General features: G+C 70.8%; 17 protein-coding genes. 9 read left to right on the top strand and 8 right to left on the bottom strand.

From position 1 onward, the window contains the following. Positions 1 to 2: 2 nt before the first annotated feature. From ACU4E7_RS19455 to ACU4E7_RS19435, 5 genes are read right to left on the bottom strand one after another with little or no spacing between them, the layout of a single operon-like run. Positions 3 to 728 carry a (5-formylfuran-3-yl)methyl phosphate synthase gene (locus ACU4E7_RS19455; protein WP_447019862.1) on the bottom strand — a complete coding sequence of 242 codons (726 nt, stop codon included), beginning with the start codon at positions 726 to 728 and terminating at the stop codon, positions 3 to 5. Then, entirely contained in the window at positions 725 to 1,285 is a 561-nt protein-coding gene (locus ACU4E7_RS19450; RefSeq protein WP_238122976.1) for a DUF447 domain-containing protein, read from the bottom strand. The genes ACU4E7_RS19455 and ACU4E7_RS19450 overlap by 4 nt, the downstream gene beginning before the upstream one ends. Before the next feature lies 1 nt (position 1,286). Next, on the bottom strand, positions 1,287 to 2,708 hold the full coding sequence (locus tag ACU4E7_RS19445) for a DUF6513 domain-containing protein (RefSeq protein WP_447019861.1): 1,422 nt from the start codon (positions 2,706 to 2,708) through the stop codon (positions 1,287 to 1,289). 4 nt (positions 2,709 to 2,712) lie between these two features. Continuing rightward, on the bottom strand, positions 2,713 to 3,285 hold the full coding sequence (locus ACU4E7_RS19440; protein ID WP_447019860.1) for a flavoprotein: 573 nt from the start codon (positions 3,283 to 3,285) through the stop codon (positions 2,713 to 2,715). Between the two features lie 16 nt (positions 3,286 to 3,301). After that, a complete protein-coding gene (locus tag ACU4E7_RS19435; protein WP_447019859.1) occupies positions 3,302 to 3,937 on the bottom strand; it encodes an amino acid kinase family protein in 636 nt (211 codons plus the stop codon). 213 nt (positions 3,938 to 4,150) lie between these two features. On the opposite strand from ACU4E7_RS19435, the gene ACU4E7_RS19430 reads away from it, so the two are divergent. Further along, positions 4,151 to 4,543, top strand: coding sequence for a c-type cytochrome (locus tag ACU4E7_RS19430; protein WP_238122972.1), 393 nt, complete (start codon positions 4,151 to 4,153; stop codon positions 4,541 to 4,543). Positions 4,544 to 4,617: 74 nt separating this feature from the next. On the opposite strand, the gene ACU4E7_RS19425 is transcribed toward ACU4E7_RS19430, so the two are convergent. From ACU4E7_RS19425 to ACU4E7_RS19415, 3 genes are all read right to left on the bottom strand, one after another. Next, positions 4,618 to 5,880 carry a hypothetical protein gene (locus tag ACU4E7_RS19425; RefSeq protein ID WP_238122971.1) on the bottom strand — a complete coding sequence of 421 codons (1,263 nt, stop codon included), beginning with the start codon at positions 5,878 to 5,880 and terminating at the stop codon, positions 4,618 to 4,620. A 977-nt stretch (positions 5,881 to 6,857) separates the two neighbouring features. Next, on the bottom strand, positions 6,858 to 7,460 hold the full coding sequence (locus ACU4E7_RS19420; RefSeq protein WP_238122970.1) for a hypothetical protein: 603 nt from the start codon (positions 7,458 to 7,460) through the stop codon (positions 6,858 to 6,860). Beyond that, on the bottom strand, positions 7,460 to 8,098 hold the full coding sequence (locus ACU4E7_RS19415) for a hypothetical protein (RefSeq protein WP_238122969.1): 639 nt from the start codon (positions 8,096 to 8,098) through the stop codon (positions 7,460 to 7,462). Before ACU4E7_RS19415 ends, ACU4E7_RS19420 begins: the two co-directional genes overlap by 1 nt. A 164-nt stretch (positions 8,099 to 8,262) precedes the next feature. On the opposite strand from ACU4E7_RS19415, the gene ACU4E7_RS19410 reads away from it, so the two are divergent. The 8 genes from ACU4E7_RS19410 to ACU4E7_RS19375 all read left to right on the top strand — a co-directional run bounded on the left by ACU4E7_RS19410 (position 8,263) and on the right by ACU4E7_RS19375 (position 20,271). Beyond that, on the top strand, positions 8,263 to 9,360 hold the full coding sequence (locus ACU4E7_RS19410; protein ID WP_447019858.1) for a hypothetical protein: 1,098 nt from the start codon (positions 8,263 to 8,265) through the stop codon (positions 9,358 to 9,360). Continuing rightward, a complete protein-coding gene (locus tag ACU4E7_RS19405; RefSeq protein WP_238122967.1) occupies positions 9,357 to 10,553 on the top strand; it encodes a S1 family peptidase in 1,197 nt (398 codons plus the stop codon). The genes ACU4E7_RS19410 and ACU4E7_RS19405 overlap by 4 nt, the downstream gene beginning before the upstream one ends. Then, entirely contained in the window at positions 10,546 to 13,329 is a 2,784-nt protein-coding gene (locus tag ACU4E7_RS19400; RefSeq protein ID WP_447019857.1) for a hypothetical protein, read from the top strand. Before ACU4E7_RS19405 ends, ACU4E7_RS19400 begins: the two co-directional genes overlap by 8 nt. Further along, a complete protein-coding gene (locus ACU4E7_RS19395; RefSeq protein ID WP_447019856.1) occupies positions 13,310 to 15,703 on the top strand; it encodes a hypothetical protein in 2,394 nt (797 codons plus the stop codon). Before ACU4E7_RS19400 ends, ACU4E7_RS19395 begins: the two co-directional genes overlap by 20 nt. Positions 15,704 to 15,707: 4 nt before the next feature. Beyond that, complete coding sequence (locus ACU4E7_RS19390; RefSeq protein WP_447019855.1) at positions 15,708 to 17,129, top strand: hypothetical protein; 1,422 nt, start codon at positions 15,708 to 15,710, stop codon at positions 17,127 to 17,129. Positions 17,130 to 17,132: 3 nt separating this feature from the next. After that, positions 17,133 to 17,969, top strand: coding sequence for a hypothetical protein (locus ACU4E7_RS19385; RefSeq protein ID WP_447019854.1), 837 nt, complete (start codon positions 17,133 to 17,135; stop codon positions 17,967 to 17,969). 229 nt (positions 17,970 to 18,198) lie between these two features. Continuing rightward, positions 18,199 to 18,711 carry a flavin reductase family protein gene (locus ACU4E7_RS19380; protein WP_447019853.1) on the top strand — a complete coding sequence of 171 codons (513 nt, stop codon included), beginning with the start codon at positions 18,199 to 18,201 and terminating at the stop codon, positions 18,709 to 18,711. Between the two features lie 75 nt (positions 18,712 to 18,786). Beyond that, a complete protein-coding gene (locus ACU4E7_RS19375; protein ID WP_447019852.1) occupies positions 18,787 to 20,271 on the top strand; it encodes a 4-hydroxyphenylacetate 3-hydroxylase family protein in 1,485 nt (494 codons plus the stop codon). The last annotated feature ends 5 nt before the right edge of the window (positions 20,272 to 20,276 follow it).

Raw genomic sequence — 20,276 nt, 5'->3', positions numbered from 1 at the left:
CCTCAGGCGGCGGCTGCGCTGCCGCCTTTGAGGGCCGCGCCGACCGCGGCGAGGCGTTCGGGATCAAGCGCGCCGGTGCGGCCTGTGGCGCACAGGGCGCCGCGAAAGCCCAGATAATCGGGGTGAAGCGCCGCCAGGGGCGCGACGTCGGCGAGCGTCAGGGAGCCGGCGAGGCCGGTCATCAGCCGCTGCGCCCGCGCCGCCGCCACGAAGCGGGTGAGGGTGGCCTCGTCGAGATGGACGCGCAGGCTGCCGGCGGCCTTGTCGGCGGTGTCCAGCATCACGCCGGCAAAGCCCGCCGCCGCGAACGCCGGGACGAGGCCGATGTCCGGCTTCTGATCAGCGAACAGCACGGCGATGAGCCGGCGCTGGCGGGCAAGAGGGGCGAGCGCCTCCAGGCACGGCGCCAGGGTGGCCGCGGTGGGCGTGGGAAAGCCGATCTTCACCAGTGGCACGCCGGTGGCGGCGGTGCGGCGGGCGGCGGCGACCAGCGCTTCGGGCTCCAGCGGCACATCGCCCACGGTGGCGCTGAGATTGGCGCGGGTGCCGGAGGCGAGCCAGCGGGCCACCGCTTCTTCCAGCTCGTCCGGCGCCCAGGCGCCGAGCGCGCCCTCAGCCGGGTCCTTGAGATCGACGATGTCGACGCCGAACGCCAGCACCGTTTCCATCTCGCTCAGGGTGGCGACCGAGGCGAGGAAGCCGGGGGGCCGGGTGACATCCGCGCTCATGATGCCACCTGCGCCCGGTGCGCGGCCACCGTGTCCACCAGCCAGCCCCAGGCCTCCTGCTCAGCCGGGCCGGCGGTTTTTTCCACGGCGATGGCGAGACGCGCCATCTCCCGCGCCACCTCGTCGGCGGGCAGCAGATGCAGGCGCGACACCAGCACCGCCCCTTCCACCACCGCCGCCACCGCCCGGTTGAGGCCCTGGAACAGGCCGTGGCTCTCGCTGTTCACCACCCGGCAGTGGAAGCGGGGGCGCACGGGGTCGTCCTCCACCTTCTCCACCACGAACTCCGCATGGGCGAGGGTGTCGGCGAGGCGCACGCTGGCGCCGGCGGGCAGGGTGGGCCAATCGCGGCGCCGGCCGGTGACGCAGCCGGCGAAGACGCGGGCATCATCGGTGAAATTGAGCACGCCCGCGCCGCTGGCCAGGAGGTTGTCGAGGGTGCGCGAGGGGCGGAACGGCAGCAGCAGATAGCCGCCCGCCGTGAGCGTCGCGCCCATGGGGGCGATATGGGCCACGCCCGCCGGCGAGGCGGTGGTGACGATGGTCTCCCGGATCACTTTATTCGCCTTTCTGATCGGCGTTTTGCTTGGCCGGCAGGGTTGAGCCGGCCGCCTTGAATGTCAATTGATGGGCCGCATCCGCCCGCCCGCCGGTCTCCCCGGCGACGCCCCAGTGCAGGGGCTCGTCCTGGGCGTAGCGTTTGCCCAGCTGGAAGGCGATTTCCGCCCGCGCGGTCTCGACCCCGAGATAGAAGGCATGGGCGCCGTCGTTCTCCACCTTGAGGTGGGGGAACAGGCCGAAGGGCTCTTCCGCCACATGGTGCCCCTCGCGATTGTAGGCGTGGATGCCCTGTTCGCTCACCTCGATGCGGAAGGCCCGGTCGGTCACCTCGCTGGCGAGGCGCTCCACCTCGGCCGGGGTGGTGGTGAAGGGCTTGCGGTCGCGCAGCGCCATCAGTCCGCCGCCGAAGCCCTGGGGCAAAGAGCGGGCCTCGCGGGCGGCGAAGAACTCGCGCCGGGCCCGGTCGAACTCGCGCACGGCGGTGCGGCAATGGGGGCTCACCTGCACCGCCAGCACCGCATTGAGATGGAGTTCCGAAATCACCCCCATGAGCAGGGCGTTGATGCCGGTGGTGTCGGCATCGGTCAGCTCGGTGACGTTGCCGATGCCCATGAGAATGGGAATATCCGGCTTCAGCCGCCGCAGCTCCGCATAGCGCAGCAGGGAGGCGGTGAAGCCGAAATGGATGGGGTCGAGGATCGGATCGGCCAGAAAGCTCTGCGCCCGGGCCTCGCAGGCCTCCACCGCGCGGATCAGCGAGGCGAGATCCCCCTGGGTCGCCGGCACCAGCACCGGAACGGCGGGGCCTTCCCGGGCGATGTCGAGATTGGTCTCGTTGAGGCTGAGCAGAAAGTCCGCCCCCGCCCGGGTGGCGCGGGCCAGCTCGGCGGTGTCGAAACTGTCCACGCTCACCTTGAAGCCGTCGCCCTTCAGGGCGGCGATGCTCTCCTCCAGGTGCGGAAACGGCTCGTCCGGCAAAGCGCCGAGGTCGATCACGTCGGCGCCGTCGGCGCGCAGGCGGCGCGCACGCGCCAGAAGGTCGTCCACCGACAGGCGGGTGGCATCGACGATCTCGGCGAACAGCAGCACCTCCTGGCGGGAGAGATCGGCCGCGCCCTTGCCTTTGCCGAAATAGTCCGGCAGGTCCGCCGCCTCTTCCGGACCCCGGGCGAAGGGAATGCCGAAGCGCGCGGCCAGCCGGTCGAGATCGCCCCGGAAGCGGCCGGGCATGACCACGCGGTCGATGTCCTCGGGCAGCTTCAGGCGGCGTTCGACGATCTCGGCGGTCATCAGCGCTGCCACCTTCACGCCGATGTTGATGACCACCGGATGCAGTGCCTCGTCGGCGATCGCCGCGGCGATGCGGGCGATGCGGGGCTCGGCGAGGGAGCCGGTGATGAGCGCAACCCGCTCGGCCATGGCCTCACCCCGCAGCGGGTGCGAGGCCGGCGGCGACGAGCTCGGCGCGGCGGCGGGCGATGAGGATCTTCAGCTCGCTGAGGCTCTCGGCCACGGCGGTGGCCTCGAAATCCTTGAGCTTTTGCGTGTTCTCCAGGTCGATCCGGCGCGGATAGACCGGCACCGGCCCTTCGGGGGCCATGGTGATCAGCTCCGGCGCGCTGTCGCAGGCGAACACGATGCACGGCACCCGGCACTTGCCGGCCTGGGCAAAGCAATTGGTGACCAGGGAGTCGGAAATGCCATAGACCGCCTTCGCCACCGTGTTGGAGGTGGCGGGGGAGACCACCAGCGTGTGGTATTCCCCATGGTAGAAGCGGCCGATGGAGGCGGAGGAGGCGCTGTCGTCACGATAGATGTTGACGCTCTCCGGCAGCGGCTCCTTGTCTTGCCGGTACATGCGCAGCACCTCGGCGGCGGCGGCGGAGATGAAGAGATCCACCTCTCCCAGGTCGCGGATGATCTCCATGCTCTCGGTGAAGAAATGGCCGGAACCCGTCAGGGCCCAGGCCCAGCGGGGAGGGGTCACTTTGCTCATGGGGGGCCTTCGCCCTTCACGGTTCGTGGGTCCTGCCCGCCGCTTCATAAGGGGCAAGGACGGTGTCGAGGGTGGACGCATCGTCCGCGGCGGCAAGCACAATATCGCCTTCGTAGCCCGATGCCATGCCCGCAAAGGCCGCATCCACGAGGCCGGTGGCGCTCCAGCCGGCAAGATCCGTGGCGGCGCCGGCGGGCGGGATGGCGGCTCCCGGCGCCTTCACCAGCAGCAGGCGCGGGGCGCCCAATTGCCGCGCCAGCCATAAGGCGAGGCTGTCGGAGGTGATGTCCCAGCTCTCGGCGATGTCGGGATGGCCCACCAGCACTGCCGCGGGAAACCATAACGCCGCGCTCGGCCCGGCGGCGGCGAGGCCGGCCAGGGTGCGGGCGGGGCGCAGGGCGGGCGCGAGATCGGCCAGAGCATGGGCCATCTGCTCCATGGCCAGCACCGCCATGCGGTGGGCGGCCCCTTCGCCGAGCCCCCACTGGGGCTGCACCGTGCGCACGCCATCGGCAAGAGCGCCGCCGCCGGGCACCAGCACCACCCCGCTGAGTGGCGCCAAACGCGCCAACAGGGCGCGCGGTGGCGCATGTCGCATCAGGCTGCCCCCCAGTTTCACCACCAGCAGGGGCGGGGTGGGTGAGGGGCTCAAGGTCGCATCCGGTTCCAGCATGAAGCTATGATAATGAAAAACGGGGTTTATCTCGCGCCCGCGCCAGCGCGGAGTCGGGTGAGGAAAGCCCTCATGATGGCACGCTTTTCGCTACGAGCGGGCTGTTTTGCGCGGCCGGGGCCGTCCGTCGGCAGCGGCAAGAAGGGATAGTGCGGTGTGATGGAGCATCGCGCGCGGAAAAGGGAGTGCCTCATGCGACTCGTATTGGCCTCGATGCTGCTGTTGGCCACCGCCGGGACGGCGTTCGCGGAACCGGATGCCGCCAAGGGCGAGACCGTCTTCAAGAAATGCATGGCGTGCCATGCCATCGGCCCCGGCGCCAAGACCAAGGTGGGCCCGCCGCTCAACGGCATTGTCGGCGCCAAATGGGCGCATATGGAGGGCTATGCCTATTCCCAGGACATCAAGGACGGCGCCGCCGCCGGCAAGGTGTGGGACCTGGAGACCCTCAACAATTACCTCACCAATCCAAAGGTGCTGGCCCCCAAGGGCAAGATGGCCTTCGCCGGTGTGAAGAATGACGAGGAGCGCGCCAACCTGATCGCGTTCCTCTCCCAGTTCGACGCCGAGGGCAACAAGAAGTGACGCATGCGGCCGGCGGGTGATCCCGCCGGCCGCTGATTTTCTGGCGCGTCTCACCCGGAAGGCCCGGCGACGGCTCAAATGCCCGAACCGTCCTGCTCTCCGGGTTCGGCATCGGTCGTCGCCGCTTCGGCCGCCTGCGCCTTTGCGAACTGTACCGCCTGCAGGGCGATGGCCTCGCCCAGGCCGAACAGCACCCGGGTCGCCGCGGCCCGCGGCAGGGTGCCGGCCCGGCGCGCCTCCAGCTCCCGGCGCGGGGTCTCCCACCAGTCGAAGAAGCGGTGGCCGGTGGGCCACGCCATGTGGTGCCAGGCGTGGGCGATCATGGAGCTGTCCAGAACCGCCAGCCGGGCCGGGATGTGGAGCGCCAGCAGGCGGGCGGTGAACACCGTCCAGGCCCTGGCCTTGGCAAAGCCGGTGAGGTCTGACGCCGGCAGCGGATCCACCGGCACCCGGTCCCAGTTGCGGGCGGCGTGGGCGGCATGGTCGTTGGCCGCGCCGGATTGCGCATAGGGATGCTCGGTGACCACCTGCAGCAGGGCCGCGATGTTGTAGCCCACGGTCCAGGGCAGGCCGATGGCCATCAGCCACACTGGCAGCGGCAGCACCGCAGCGCTGGCCACCACCAGCAGCAGCGGCGGCAGGGCCATGAGGCGGCGGGAGCGCCGTCCCGTGGCGAAGTTGGATTTCAGCCGCGCCCAGATCATCCCGGCGTGCCAAAACGGGTCGAGGGCGGTCAGCAGCAGTTCCAGGCGGAGCGAGCGGATGCCCAGCCCGCGCCACAGGCGCCAGCTGTGCAGGTCCATGCCGTCCGGGTCCCGGAGGGTGCCGAGCTTGTCCGTGTCATGGTGGGGACCATGGCTGCGGCGATAGTCGAGCCCGTTGCGGGTGAGGGTGAGGGCGGTGCCGATGTCCAACACCCATTCGTTGAGCGACCGGGCGCGGGCCTTCGCCACGCCCCGCTCGCGATAGAAGGCGGCGATGACGCCGTGCGCCGCCTCATGGGCGTGCCCGACCACCAGCCGCCGCAACCGGCCGACGACCCCGAGGCTCGCATAGGCCGAGATGAGGGCGGCCAACGGACCGGTGACACTCAGAGGATCGGCATGGGCGATGGCGGCGCCGGCGGCGGCCGTGGCCGAGAAGCCGGCGAGCCAGCCGATGTCGGCGGCCAGTACCCTCAGCGGTGTGGTGGCGCGCGCCGGCTGGCGCGGATCGGGCAGGCCGGTGAGCCGCTCGTGTAGTCCGCGAAGGAACCGGGGCAGGCGTGCCCGGTCACTGAAGATGCGGTTGAGACGCGCGTCGTCCTGGTAGTCGTGGGGGAAGAGGAGTTGGGCCATGCGAACCTCCTGTTGGGCTGGCTCGCAGAGGCTTGAGTTTCCCCGGACGGCGGGGTGGCGGGTGAGCGACTTCAGCAGCCGGCCGAGGCGCCGGAGCGCGCGCGGCTGCTGGAGGAGACGATCGTCGTTGTGGTTCTCGTGGGAGAAGGACGTGTGGGCCATGCGAACCTCCTGTTTGGCTGGTCCGCTGAGGCTTGAGTTTCCCCGGAAGGCGGGGACATCGGGGCGCTGCGGTACCCCCGTGCGGGCCCGATCAGGCCCGAGGGGGAGTTGGCGCGGTGCGCGTTGAGCGTGACGCCTTCAGCTGGGCACGGGCCGCAGCCAACGGTTCCGCCGGCGGCCTCGGCATTGCGGTGGGCCCCGGTTCAAGGGTGATTGGCGGTGGGGTGGGGATCGGCGCAGACGTCGGAGGCCCCGGGTCGCGGGGGCGCGGGTCCGGGCGCTGGCTGTAGACGCCATCGATGGGGGCACACGGCCCCGCAGCCGGTCGGCGGAACCGACGATGGGCAGGGCTGGGCGTCGGGGAGGTCCGATGAGGAGGGCCGCTGCCCTGAGGCGCGGGGCTCAACTGCGGGAGTGGATGGCGTTGGGTCCCCATGCAGGGGCGTCGTTGTCGGTGCAGAAGCCGGGCGCGCATCACGGGAGGGCGGCGGATCGGCTCCGGACCTGATCGGGCCTGCGCCCACGGTCGTTCTCTCTGAAACCACGGAGGGCGACCGCATGCCGGCCCACCGTTGGCTCCAAGCTGGGGCAGGGGGACGCGCATCGGGGCGGGATGCGGGTGGCGTACCGCGCGGCCAGCAGTGGCGTCTGGGCAGGGACAGGCGGGACGGCGCAGGCCGGTCCGCGGCGCTCTGATCCGTTGCTCCCGGCACCGAATTCGCCCTGCGGCGGCAACGGGCCCTTCGCCGGGCGCGCGCGCCGCCGAACCTGTCCGATTATCCCGAGCGGCGCCTCACGCCCCTCCGCCCGGGGGATCAGAGGTCGAGATCGCGCCGCACCCGGTCCATGCGGGCGCGCAGGCGCTTGGTGCTCTGCTCCTGGGCGGTCAGGGTTTGGGCCGTCAGGGTCTTGGCGTCCACATCGCCCACCTGCCCCTCGGCCCTGTTCGGCGCCTGCGCCTGTCGCACGCCGGATTCCATGGCGCGCACCGCCAGTTCGGCATGGGTGTGGGCGGCGGAGAGGCGGTCGAATTCATCGGCCAGCGCCGCCACCTCGCGGCGGGCAGCCTCAAGCTCGGCGCGGCGATAGGTGCCGAGCTGCTGCAGCGCCGTCACCTCGACGCGGAGCTGCGCCAGCTCCGCCTGTGCGGCGGCCAGCTGGCGCTTCTGCTGGGCGATGCGGGCGGTGAGGCCGGCGGCCTCGCGCTGGCCGCTGGCGGCGCGGGATTCCAGGCGCCGATTGATGGCATCGAGGCCGTCCAGCTCCCGCTGCCGGGCATCCAGCCGGCGCTGGTAGGCGCCGGTGGACAGGCCGCAGACCCCGCCGGCGAAGCCGCCCTGGCGGGGATCACTGCTCACCCCTTCGCAGGCCCCCATCACCAGGGGTGACAGCAGCAGGGCCAGGGCAACGCGCCGCATCACAGCTCAGCCCGCATCTTCTGCAGCTCCTGCCGGCGGGTCGCCAGCGTCTGGATGGACTTGCCGGCCGCCGCCACCGGGCCGTTCAGCTCACGGCCGGCGGGCGTGCCGCGGTACTGACGCACGGCGCCGGCGAGGTCCTTCTGGGATTTGCGGGCGAGGGCCAGGGCTTGATCCACATCGGCGAGGTCGGCCGTCAACGCCGCCTTGAGGCGGCTCTGGGCCTCGGTATCGCCCTGCACCTGCTCCAGGGCGGCGAGCTCGGAGCGCCGGCGTTCGGTGAGGGCATCCACGCTCGCCACCAGCTTCTTCAGGCGCACGGAGTTGCGACGGGCCGTGGCGATCTGGCCATCGAGATTGTCCTCCGCGTCCGCATAGTTGCGCTTCCGCTCGGCCACCTCATTTCCGGCGATGCCGCCAGCCACCATGCCGGTGCCGCCGCCCACCAGACACCCGGTCAGGGCATTTTGCGCATTGCCGCTCAGCAGCCCGCCGAGAAGGCCGCCGGCACAGCCGGTCATGGCCCCCGTCATCACCCCTTCGGTGACGGTGCGCTCGTAATCACCGGAGCCGCGGCGCGCCTGGTCGTCGGCCCGCGCGCCGGTGGCCAGCAGCGGCGTCAAAACCAGCGCGCTCAACACCATGGTCCCCCCGGCGATCCCCCGCGCGGATCGCGAAATCCCCACACTCATGAATGCCCCCAGAGCCTGTTCTGCAACCCCAATGCTGCAAGTTTAATCTTGCACAATCTTTAAGTGTATTTCAATAAATGTTCGATCCTGGGTGGTCGGTGAGGGCGGCGATGGGTGTGTTCGAGGTTGGGGGCGAGGCGTTCGAGGAGCAGAGTTCGGTGCAGGTCCCGTGGCAGGCGGTGCCGATCGGCGCCAATAGCATGGTCAATCCGGTCACCTTGACCAGCTTCGTCCAACAGCAGGGCGTGTGGTGTTTCGGCCCGGAGATTCCAGCGGAATGCCGCACGCTCGATCGGGATTTCCTGCGGCAGGATCCCATCACCGGCGCCCGCCGTCGGGTGAATCTGCGGCGCCAGGAATTCGTGGTGCAGCTGGCGGATGCCAAGCGCCACGATCTGAAGCGCGGCCACACGCTGGTGGTGGCCAACCTGCCGCCGGCTCAGCGCCGGTTCCAGACTGCCGCAGTGCAGGGCTATGCGGAGGCGATCGAGGATTTCGTGTTCGAGGCGCTCGCCTTGCCGCCGCTGCCGGCATCGGCGGCGGCGCGCGCTGCGCTGAGCGACGTGGAGGCGGTGCACGGGCTGCATCGCCTCGTCACCAACCTGTTCATGAGCGAGCGGGCCTTGAGCGCCTGCGTCGCTTCCCACGAAAGCGGGGCCTTCTGGGATTATGACGACGCCGACGGCGATGCCTTCCTGGAGGCGGAGGAACGGGCCGCCCAGCGCGCCGCCGCCGCCGGCCGGCGTGCGCCGAAGTCCGGTGCTCCCAAGCCGGGCGCGCGCCAGCGGCGCGACGGGCATTATGCCATGGCGGTGGTGGCGGACGTGCCGCGCCTGCGCGCCGATCTCTACACCGCTCCGGCGGTGGCGCAGGCGTTCGAGGCGCTGGGCGATGGACGCTACCAATTGCGCATTCCGGGCACGACGGAGAGCATCCGCGTGCCGCTGGAGGTGGCGTCCCGCGCCACTGACCACATCGAGCTTGCGATCTATCAGGCGATGGCCGGCGCCGGCCGCCAAGTCGATGCGCGCCTCGGCAAGCCGGTGGCGCGTTATGTGCTGGACCTCTTCAACACCCACCTGCTGGCCGCGGTCCACCGCTTCGACGACCGCCTCATTCCCGATTGGCTGAAAGTGGAGATCGACGAGGAGCGCGATACGCTTCTCGCCGCGCCGGAGGCCACGGAGGAAGAAGGGCTGGCGGGATGAGCGGCTTCATCGCGCGGGTCTGCGACGAGGCCTGGCGGCCACCGAACGTGGCCGGGGTGCATGTGCGGCCACCGCGGGGAAAGGAGAGCTGGGGCACCGCGCTGCTGGTCGGCGACCGCTATGCCGTCACCTGCCGCCACGTGCTCAGCCTGGCGGCGGGCGAGAAGAGCGGCATCGCCCTGGACGATCTGACGGTGGAACTGCGTACAGGCGAGGGCGCCCGGCGGCTGCCCGCACGGGTGGTGCCGGAGAGCGAGGACGTGGCGCGCGATCTGGTGCTGCTGCGGCTGGAGCAGCCGTTCGAGCGCTGGATGGAGCTGCCGCCGGGCGTGCCTCGGAGCGTGCAGAAGCAAGTGGTGGTGGCGCTTGGCACCGCCACCTCGGACCTGCACCCCACCAGCCACCGTGGCGACATGGATCTGTTCACGGTCCAGCGCACCGAGGGGCGCGACGAACAGTTGGTCGCGCCGTTCGGGGCTCCCGGGGGCTTCAGCGGCGGACCGGTGTTCGCCGAGGACGAAGACGGAGCGCCGTTGCTGGTCGGCCTGTCCCGGCTCGGTGGCGACGGGGTCGCGTGGGGCAAGATCATCGCCCGCGACAGCCTGGTCGATTTCCTCATCCAGCATCTGCCGGTGCTGCACGATGCCGCCGTCTGTCCCGAAAGCTGGCGCGGCACCTGGCGCGCGGCGGTGGGGCGGCGGGGGCTGAAGCCGGATGTCCCGTGGCCCGGCGCGGTCGATCAGCCGCCTTTTTGGCATGTGGAGCCGCGCCCGGGGCGCCACGCTTATGTGGGCGTCCTGCCGCTCGCGTCCGACGGCTGGGGCCGGCTGAAGCTGGCCGACCATCTGCCCGACGCGGCCGCGGTGCACCGCCGCCTGGAGACGCTTTCGGTGGCGTTTGGCCGGCCTCTGCGCCTGCCCACCAGCGCCGAACTGCTGGCGTTCGAGGCGCGGCTCGGCGCCGCGCCGCGCTACCGGCTGGCCGGGTTGCCGCCCGATTTGCGGCTGTTCGGCGATGTGGCCGCGCCGCGGCCGGCGCCGGAGGGCTGCCTCGAGTGGCTGGAGCGCGGTTCCGAAGGCGAGGGCGGGGGGCCTGGGATGCAGCTGTGTGAGAACCTGGGCGACGGCGCCGTGCGGCCGGTGACCCAGCGGGCCGGCCGGCCCGCCGTGATGCGGCTGGCGTTCGATGCCTGAAGAGCTCAACGACGCCGTGCCGCCTGAGATGCCGGCCCACCCCGCAGCAACCGCCTGCGACGGCGCACCGGGGCCGCCCGGCGCGCCGCGCGCCGATGCCCTGCAGCGCCCCAAGGATCAGCCCGCCGCCGCGGAAAGCGACTTCCTGCGGCGCTCGGAGCAGCCGGGCCTGCTGGACGAGCCGGGATTGGGCCGCTTCGTGCCGGTGCGCGACCCGGGCTTCCCCACCGCCGTGGTGGATTGGTCCGTGGCGCAGACGATGGCGCTCTTCGCAACGCAGCTGGCGGTGGCGGAAGGACGGGTGCTGACGGTGGTCACCCGCCCCTGCATGGGGCCGCAGATGCCGCGGCTGGCGGCCGCCACCCCCGCGCGGCTGTGGCTGCGGAGCGATGGGTCGGGCGCGGGCGGCGATCTGGAACAGGCGATCCTCCAGGTGCTCGAGCCCGATGCCGCGCGGGACGGGGACGCGGCAGCGGAGCATCTGTTTGTCGACGTGATCGACCTCGGGGCCTCCCCGTTCGATCTCGCCGACGTGCTCGGCGCGGGACCGGGGGGACGCACGGAGGCGCTCGATCCGGTGCTGGAGCGGGTCGGGGCGCGGTATCTGCAGGTGCTCTGCCTGCCGCCGCACATGGGTCTCGATGTGCTCGAGATGTGCCCGACGGCGCTGCGGCTGCCCTGGACGGCGGCCTGGCTGGAGGGCGTGGGGCGGGCCAACGGGCTCGACACGGCGGCGCTTCGGCACAAGCTGGGCGGCGAGCTGAACGCCGCCGAATGCCTGCTCACGGGCTTCGAACTCAGCCACGAACGCCAGCTTCACCACCGTTTGAGCGCGGAGGAATTGAGTTTCGCCGATGGCGTGCCACACCTGCTGCCGCGCCACGAGGCCTTTGTCGCAAAGGTGCGTGAGGCGATTGCCGCAGCCGCCACGGGCTCCGCCCTGGGCGAGGAGGGCGAGGCCTTGATCCGCGCGATCATGGCGGAGTTTTCAAAGCCCGAGACGCGCGGCGAGATCGGGCGCACGGCGCTCACCGTGTTCGCGCTCGCCCGCCGCATCACCGAGCCGGAGCTGCGCGAGGCGACCCGACGGCTGTTGCCGGAAGGGCGGGTGCCGCTGGCGCTGCTGCCGCCGGAGATGGCACAAGCCCATGCCCACGCCTGCGAAGACGCGGTGCGCTTGTATCGGGCGCGGCCGCAGCCGCCCGGCTGGGCCGATCTGTTCCAGGCCCTGGCGGTCGATCTGCCACGCACCATCGGCCTGCGTCGCAATGGCGAGGGAGGGCTGGTGGCGGGCGCCCAGCTGGCGCAGGTGGATGTGCCGGCCCGGGTGCTGGCCGACGGGTGGAGCATGGCGGCCTTCGCCGACCGGCTGCTGGGCCGCGCCCAGCCGGCCGAGCCCGTCACCCGCATTCTGCCCGATGAGCCGAACCTCAAGCTGCGGCTGCTGTTCGTGGATCTGCTGCGCAGCCTCTACGATGCCGGCTTCGTCCAGCCGGCGGAGCTGATCACCGCTTTCGGTGGCATGCAGGACCCGGGAGACGGCTACGACTGGGCCCTGCATCTGCGCGTGCTGCTGCTGCGCTTCTGCACGGGGCTCGCCGAACCCGATGGCTTCCTGGCTTCGTTTCTCGATCTCTTGGCCCGCATGGCCGGGCCGCGGGCGCCGGAGCAGGACGACGCGCTGTGGATCCTGCTCGGCTATCTCCTGGTGTTCGAGCCGGAACCGCCGGCGCGGGTGGTGGGGGAGCTGACCCTGCGCCGCTTCTCCAGCGTGACCCGGGATGCGTTCAGCGCGGCGCTGCGCGAGCTGCGGGAACTGCTCAACGATGTGCTGCAGGTCGCCGGATCCCGTCCGGGCCATCTGGCGGCGCCGGTGGAGCGCTGGGCCGATGGCGTGTGGCAGGTGGCGCAGCTGCCGGAGGCGCCGCCGGCGGCGGTGGCGCTGGCCCATTATCTCGATGATCATCTGTCCAACGCCGAGATTCCCTGGCGCCCGCGTGATCTCGATGCGCCACGGCCGTCGGCGCCGGTGCTGGCGCGCCGCTTCTTCTGTGAGGATGGGGACGGCGCCGGCGCGCTGCTGCGCCGGCTCATGGCCCGCCCGCCGCGGGTCTGGCTGTCCCACATCACGGCGCTGGCCGGCCGCTATGACGAAAGCCCGGCGCTGGTGCCGCTGGACCATGTGGCGGCGCGGCTGCGGGACTGCTTCCACGCCGTCTATGACGACATCGCCAGCGACGAGAGCGTTCGCCTGCGCGGCGGCGAGGCGCGGCTGCGGCACGTGTTCTGGGATGAGGTGATCGGCGCCTATCAGCTGCGCCGCGCCAATTTCGCCGGCAGCGATCCCGAGCGGGAGCTGGCAACGGCGCTGCTGGCGGCGGTGGGCGCGCCGGCGCGGAGCGCGTCGGTGCTGCCGCTGCTCGACCTCTACCCGGCCGCGGTGCTGGCGTTCTGGCGGCTGCGCATGTGGCCGGCCGCGCCGCTGGCCGCCGGCGGGGCGGAGGATCGCTGCTTCGTGGCGGTGCTGGATCGTCTGGTGGGTGGGCTCGATGCGCCCCGGCTGGCGGCCATTCATCAGGCCTTCCGGGCGCTGCAGGCCGGCGCGGGCCGCCTTCTCGCCGAGTTCGAGCGGGCCGGCATGGTCCGCACCGCGCTCTACCACAGGCAACGCTGCGCCCGCCTGCGTCCGCTGGCGGCGCGCTTCGAACCGCCGAACATTCCCGCCTTGATATCATCTCCCAGACAGGCAGCCGCCGATGACCGCCACGCCCCGTGAGTTCGCCCATCCCATCGACGCGATCATCGCCCAGGTGGACAATGAGTCCAATCTCCCTGGTCTCGTCCATGTGCATCTGAACGCGAAGACCGGGGAGGTCATTCCCCGGCCGGGCCGCGCCGGCGGGCTGCTGGGGCTGCGGCGGACGCTGATCTTCCGGGTGGTCACCGACACCCCCGTCGACATCTATGACCAGGGCCAGACCCTGCGCATCTTCTCCACCACGGAGAAGGTTGAGGTGGGCTATCGCCTCTCCGTCATCGCCCGATCGCGGCCGGCCGCCGACATCGTCCGCGCCCTCGCCGCGCCGATGCAGACGCCGGGGGATCGCCTGCGCGAGATCGTCGAGCGGGCGCTCGCCGACGAGGTGCGCGAGCGCGCCATCAAGGGGCCGGAGGGGCTGCTTGCGGAGATCGGCGCCGAGCCGGAGGAATGGCAGCGCAAGGTGGCCGAGCGCATCGCCCGCGCCAGCGCGCTCGAGGTGAAGATCTATTTCAACTCCCCCGACCCCGGTGAGATCCGTGACGAGCGGCGGGTGGACATCCGCCAGGAGATGCGCACCCTCGACGCGCCCAACTGGTCGGCGCTGGTGCGTCTGCAGGTGGTGCTCGATCCCTCCGGATCCGCCACCGAGCGGCCGCTGCCGCGGGATCGGCGCGAGCGGGAGCAGCGGCTGCGCGCCTGCCTCGGCAGCAATTTTCCGGCCGACATCTCCCTTTACGATGTCTGGTACGACAAGCCGAAGGTGCAGGTGGCGCTGCAGCAGACCCTGACCGATGCCCTCCAGCTCTCCGGGTTCCGGGTGCGCGAGGTGCTGATGGAGCCGGTGGAGCCGCTCCACGAGCGGACCGAGCAGGTGAATTGCGATCTGGTCTGGAACGGGCGCGGTGGCCGGCAGATCCGCTTTCGGGTGGAGGCCACCTTGACCCTCATGCGCGAGGGCACCGGCCTCTATCACGCCCTGAAGCTCGGCAGCCGGGCGGACTGGCTGCGCAAGGAGGCCGAGCAGGCCCTGGCCATCGCCATGCACGCCCGCGACTTCGAGGACATGAACGTGGCCGAGCAGGCGGCGGTGAGCCAGCATCTGGAGAACCAGCTGCACCAGCGGGCGCGGGAAACCGGCCAGAAGATCATGCCGTTCCTGGTGCAGCCGCTCATTCCCGAGAACATCTGGCTGTCCACCGTGCCGGTGGATCTGGGGGAGCACGATTTCCGCACCCGGGACCCGCTGGTGTCGGGTCGCCTGGGGGTAAGCGTGGACATCCGCTTCGCCACCCTGCGCCGGGTGATCGACGAGGTGCGCCTGTCGGCGCCGGCAGGGCAGGCAATCCGCAATTATTCGGATTGTATCCGGGAGCTGATCGGCACCTTGACCCTCAACGCCATCGACCAAGCCATGAACCAGGTGAACCCCGGCGATTATTTCCTCTCCTGGGAGGCGCCGGCGTTCGAGGAGGGGGGCGGCGCCGTGGTGCGCCCCAGCGACGGCGGGCCGATGATCGGCGCCCGCCTCGCTGCCGCCGCTGAAACGGCGCTCACCGCGCGGCTGAAGCCGGAAACCGTGCGGGTCACCTTCCGCAAGGTGGACAGCGGGGTCGGGCATTTCCACCGGCTGGCGGTGGCGCTGGACCCCATCTCCGTGGCCGCCGAGGTGGTGCCCCATGGGCTCGGCAGTCTGGCGCAGCTAGTGCCGGTCAATGTGCGTCTGCGGGTGGAGGGGCTGGAGCCGGGCGAGTATTCGCAGATTGTCCGCAATGGCTCGGCGCGGCTCGCGCGGCCGGAGGTGGAGCGATCGGTCAAGGACGCCACGGAGGAGTTCCTGCTCGATTACCAGCCGGAGACCCTACAGCGTCTGGCCCTTGGCCGCTCCGGCGATGACGGGGTGTACAGCGCGCTGGAAGCCTATCTCGCCCAGCGCCTGCGCGAGATCTACGGCCTCAGGGTGACCTTGGAGACCGCCCGGGTGGGTCATTCCCAGGCCCAGACCGCGGCGCTGAAGCGCAATGGCGTGGCGGAGCTCGCAACCGGCCGCGCGGCGGGCCAGCTGGAAATGCTGCAGGAACTGGAGATCCAGGTGTTCAACGACGAGGTGGGGACCCTGCGCGCGCAGCTGGCGCAGCTGGGGGCCCGGCTTGCCCGCCAGTTCGGCGCCGCGACCGTCGATGATGCCAATGTAGAGGCGGACCGGCGGGCATATGACGCCGTCAAGCGCCAGCTCGAGGCCGCCATCACCCGCCAGCTCTCGGAGGGGCAGCGCGTCATCCAGGCCGGCAGCGCCCCGCGCGCCGTTCTCAGCGCGGCCGAGGATGACGACGTCATCGTCACGCCGCCGCAAGGGGACGCGGCGAGCGATGCCGTGGATGAGGGGAACTGAGGCCATGGTCGACGTGATCGCGGCGGATTCCGAACAGCGCTGGGGCAAGCGGCGTCGGGCCCGTTTTTCCGTTCAATGGGGGCTCACGCGCGAGGGGCTGCTGGGCCTTCTGCGCTTCCGGTTCGAGCTCATCAGCGCCGCCGCGCTGCTGGCCCTGGCGGGCGCCGGCGTGGCGGTGGGGCTGATCGTGCTGGCGCTGGCCGCCCCGGGGCTGCTGCAGGCGACCCTGGGTGAAGTCTCGTCGTGGAAGCTCGCCATCGCTGCCGCCATCTATCTCATCGTCTGGGCTTACGGCAGCTGGCACCTGCTGAGCGGGGTGGGGCGCCTGCAGCGCGAGGCCGATGTGCTGGGGCAGTTCGCCGACAAGCTCCATGAGACCTTTCCCGCCCATCAGGAGGTGTTCCACGCCGATGTGTTCGGGCCCCGGCGCAAGACCCTGCTGGCGCCGGTGGCGGCGCTCAGGGGGGTGCCCCTCGCCGAGACCGCCACCCATCGCATGCAGGAGATCATCCGCGACGACGCGGAGCGCCATCGCTTCGATCCGCTGGCGGTGGTCACCGAGCGGGTGAGCGACCAGTTGCTCAGCGGCTCCGCCGGCATCCGCGATGCCCAGCAGCTGGGGGTGCGGCTGGGCATCCTCGTGACCTTCGTGGGCATCGTGGCGTCGCTGCAGGGGGTGTCGGGCATGATGTCCGGCGACGTGCTGGGGGCCAGCGACATCCGCAACTCCATCCGTGCGGTGGTGCTGTCCCTGGGCCTCGCCTTTTCCTCGTCCATCGCCGGCCTGGGCGCGGCCATCGTGTTCCAGGTCATCGCCGGGGCGCTCCGGTCCGCCGAGAACCGGCTGGTGGACACCCTGTATCAGGTGGGCAGCGAGTATCAGGCCATCTGCCGGCTCGCCATGCGCGACGACGACCTGAAGAAGCTGGAAGTGAGTCTGAAGGATCATCGCCAGGCCATCCTCGACACCGCCGATGACATCCGCGACGGCGCCCGGGTGGTGGAGCAGGCGACCACCCACATGGGGGCGCTGCTCTCCGGCCCGGCGGAGCGCATGGACGAGGTGAGCGCCCGGCTCGCTGATGCGGTCCGCCGGCAGGAGGCGGCGGCCGGCGCGCTGGCCCAGGCCGCGGACGCATTGGGGGCATTCGGCGCCAGCATGGCGGCGGCGCAGCAGCGGTTTGCCGAGACGCTGCTGCAGGCGGTGAAGGATCTCGACGGGCATCTGGTGGGCGAGTTCAAGGCCGGGCGCGATGCCACCCTTGCCGAGCGTATGGAGGCGAGCGTGGACCGCCAGGACGCGGTGACCCGGCGGCTCGGCTTCTGGCTGCTGGCGGTCGGCCTCGTGGCCGGGGCGGCTGCGCTCGTGGTGGTGGCGAGCGCGAGCGGCCTCGGCGGGCGGCTGCTCGCCTGGATGGGGGGCTGAGCCATGGCGCGGCGGGCGTGGGAGGCGGAGCCGGCGGACGATTACACGCCGGCCACCGATCTGGTGTTCTCGCTGTTCGCCATGTCGGTGCTGCTGCTCGCCATCTTCGGCGCCGGCAGCCATGTGCGCGACGCGGAGGCGCGGCAGGTGGTGGCCACCACCGCCCTCGATCTCGACTACACCAAGGCCCAGTACGAGCAATTGCGGGCGGAGCGCGATGCGCTGCGGCAGGAATTGGCCGAGCGTCCCCCCACGCCGCCCGCGGCCCCGCTGCCCGCCGCCCCGCCGGCGGCGGCCGTGACGGTGGACCGCGCCGCCCGGCCGCAGGTGGTGGTGACCCTGACCCAGGAACGCGCCGGCGCCTTCCTGGCGGCCGATGGGCGCATGGCGGCGAGCGTCATGAGGGAGATCCGCGACCGGCTGAAGGGGGCGAGCGCGCAGGCGCGGCAGCTCGGCGCCAATGAGGTGGTGTTCGAGGTCTCCGCCTCCCTCGATCCGCGCAGCGCCGAACCCTTGGCCGATGCCATGGCCCGCAGCATGGGCTGGGGCGAGGGCCTGCTGGACGCCTTCGCCGCCACGCCACTGCCGGTGGCCTGCGTGCTGATGGAGCCGGTGGGCGGGCGCCGCGCCGCCCCGCTGGCGCGCTTCGCCTATGAGGCGGACGGCGGACGCAAGATCGACGACATCGTCGCCGGCGCGGTGGCCGCGGCCGCGGAGAAGCGCGCGCTGCGCATGGAGGGTGTGCGACCCCAGGACGACATGATCCGGGTCATCCTGCGCCGCAATGACGAATCCCGCTGCGATCCGCGGGTACTGGCCGCCGCCCTGGACCGGCTCTAGCGCGGCAAGGCCGCCCCTCTCCCACATCCTCTCCTGATCGTCGCCACGCTCCGGCAGCTCCCGTGCGCCGTTACGGCCAGCGCGCGCTGATCCCGTGGCGCCAGGGGCTGGGGCGCCGCGATCCGCGGCCGGGTTCGACCAAAGTCGACGGCGCGGCGCTTGACGGAAGTCGGAGCGTGAATTAGCTTTCTAACAAAGCTAATAACACCTGTTCCAGAGAGTGGCCGTCATGTCGTCACCGGATCTGTCCGCGGCGGATCTTCCGCCGCTCGAGTCGCGCACCTTTCGCCAGGCCCTGGGGCAGTTCGCCACCGGGGTGGCGGTCATCACCGCGCCGGGCACCGGGCCCGAGCGGGTGGGCATGACCATGAGCTCCTTCAACTCCGTCTCGCTCGATCCGCCCCTGGTGCTGTTCTCGGTGGACCGGCGGGCGCTCTCCTTGCCGGCGCTGCGTGCGGCCACCGGCTTCGGCATCAATGTGCTGGGCCACGGGCAGGAGGAGCTTTCCAACCGCTTCGCCCGGGCGCTGGAGGACAAATGGGCCGCCGTGGAGCACCACGAGGGCCTCAATGGCGTGCCGCTGCTGAAGGACGCCATCGCCCATCTCGAATGCGTGCCCTATGCCCGCCACGACGGCGGCGACCACGAGATCTTCATCGTCCGGGTGCTGCGCGTGTCGACGCCGAACCCGGGCGCGCCCCTCATCTTCTTCCGCGGCCGCTACCACGCCCTGGCGTCGTGAGACGCTTCGAGCACGCTTTGGCGTCGTGAGACGCTTCCGCCCGCGCGCCGAACCGGACAACAAAGGACCTTCCAGATGATCAAGACCGGAGCCGAACACACCAAGAGCCTCAAGGATGGCCGGCAGGTGTATCTCGACGGCAAGGTGGTTCAGGACGTGACCACCGATGCCGCTTTTGGCCGCGCCGTCGCCTCGGTGGCGCGCATGTTCGATTTCCAGAGCGCGCCGGAAAACCGCGAGCTGATGACGTTCGCCACCGATACCGGCACCCGCGCCAACCGCATCTGGCAGCTGCCCACCAGCTATGACGAGCTGGTGACCCGCCGCAAGGGCCTGGAGGCGTGGACCGAACTGCACGGCGGCTTCCTCGGCCGCGCGCCGGACCATGTGGCCTCCTGCATCGCCGGCATGTACATGGGGCTCGACAAGTTCGAGGCCTATGACAAGGCCCGCGCCGGCGCCCTGGCGGACTATTACCGCTATGCCCGCGACAATGACCTCTACCTGACCTATGTGATCATCAACCCGCAGGCGGACCGCTCCAAGAGCGCGGCGGACCAGAAGGATCCCTTCCTCTCCACCGCCATCGTCGATCGCGATGCCGAGGGCATCACCGTGCGCGGCGCCAAGATGCTGGCCACCGGCGGCATCATGGCCAATGAGGTGTTCGTCACCTGCATCCAGCCGCTGCCGGAGGGCGATGAGAAATACGCGCTCTCCTTCGCCATTCCCATGAATGCCAAGGGTCTGAAGATCCTCTCGCGCAAGTCCTATGAGGCGGGCGCCCCCTCGGTGTTCGACAACCCGCTGTCGTCGCGCTTCGACGAGAACGACGCGGTGCTTTATTTCGACGACGTGAAGGTGCCGTGGGATCGGGTGTTCGTGGTGGACGACCGCGCCATGACGCTGAACCAGTTCCACGCCACTCCGGCCCACGTCTACCAGAACTACCAGGCGCAGATCCGTCTCTCGGTGAAGATGCGTTTCCTGCTCGGCATCGCCCGCCGCATCGCCGACATGAACGGCATCATCGGTTTTCCGCAGGTGCGCGAGACCCTGGGGCAGCTGGCCGCCGAGGCCGGCATGGTGGATGCCTTCGTCGCCGCCATGGAGGCCAAGGGCACCCATTACGGCCCCTATTTCGTGCCCGACCGCCACACCCTCTATGCCGCGCAGACCCTGGCCCAGCAGCTCTACGGCAAGGTCATCACCACCCTGCGCGAACTGGCTGGCGGCGGCATGATCATGCTGCCCTCCTCGGTGCATGATTTCGAGAATCCCGAACTGGCCGAGCTGATCCGCAAGACCCAGCAGTCTCCGGCCGCCAATGCCGAGGACAAGGTGAAGTTCTACAAGCTGGCGTGGGATGCGGTGGGCTCCGAATTCGCCTCCCGCCACGCCCAGTACGAGATGTTCTATGCGGGCGCGAGCTTCGTGGTGAAGGGCCATTCCTTCCGCACCTATGACTGGGCCGGCGCCGGCAACCTGCTCGACCGCATGCTGGACAGCTACCAGCTCTCCGACGAGGTCAAGGAAGCCCCCGCCCGCGCCGCCGAGTGACGACA

It is taken from the genome of Xanthobacter sp. ZOL 2024, from assembly GCF_052932325.1.
This window is presented reverse-complemented; position numbering and strand designations above follow the sequence as displayed.

Bases quoted from the DNA above. Each gene is read 5' to 3' on its own strand.
- ACU4E7_RS19455 (WP_447019862.1), bottom strand. From the start codon at position 728: ATGAGCGCGGATGTCACCCGGCCCCCCGGCTTCCTCGCCTCGGTCGCC.
- ACU4E7_RS19445 (WP_447019861.1), bottom strand. From the start codon at position 2,708: ATGGCCGAGCGGGTTGCGCTCATCACCGGCTCCCTCGCCGAGCCCCGC.
- ACU4E7_RS19440 (WP_447019860.1), bottom strand. From the start codon at position 3,285: ATGAGCAAAGTGACCCCTCCCCGCTGGGCCTGGGCCCTGACGGGTTCC.
- ACU4E7_RS19430 (WP_238122972.1), top strand. From the start codon at position 4,151: ATGCGACTCGTATTGGCCTCGATGCTGCTGTTGGCCACCGCCGGGACG.
- ACU4E7_RS19425 (WP_238122971.1), bottom strand. From the start codon at position 5,880: ATGGCCCAACTCCTCTTCCCCCACGACTACCAGGACGACGCGCGTCTC.
- ACU4E7_RS19420 (WP_238122970.1), bottom strand. From the start codon at position 7,460: ATGCGGCGCGTTGCCCTGGCCCTGCTGCTGTCACCCCTGGTGATGGGG.
- ACU4E7_RS19410 (WP_447019858.1), top strand. From the start codon at position 8,263: ATGGGTGTGTTCGAGGTTGGGGGCGAGGCGTTCGAGGAGCAGAGTTCG.
- ACU4E7_RS19405 (WP_238122967.1), top strand. From the start codon at position 9,357: ATGAGCGGCTTCATCGCGCGGGTCTGCGACGAGGCCTGGCGGCCACCG.
- ACU4E7_RS19400 (WP_447019857.1), top strand. From the start codon at position 10,546: ATGCCTGAAGAGCTCAACGACGCCGTGCCGCCTGAGATGCCGGCCCAC.
- ACU4E7_RS19395 (WP_447019856.1), top strand. From the start codon at position 13,310: ATGACCGCCACGCCCCGTGAGTTCGCCCATCCCATCGACGCGATCATC.
- ACU4E7_RS19390 (WP_447019855.1), top strand. From the start codon at position 15,708: ATGGTCGACGTGATCGCGGCGGATTCCGAACAGCGCTGGGGCAAGCGG.
- ACU4E7_RS19385 (WP_447019854.1), top strand. From the start codon at position 17,133: ATGGCGCGGCGGGCGTGGGAGGCGGAGCCGGCGGACGATTACACGCCG.
- ACU4E7_RS19380 (WP_447019853.1), top strand. From the start codon at position 18,199: ATGTCGTCACCGGATCTGTCCGCGGCGGATCTTCCGCCGCTCGAGTCG.
- ACU4E7_RS19375 (WP_447019852.1), top strand. From the start codon at position 18,787: ATGATCAAGACCGGAGCCGAACACACCAAGAGCCTCAAGGATGGCCGG.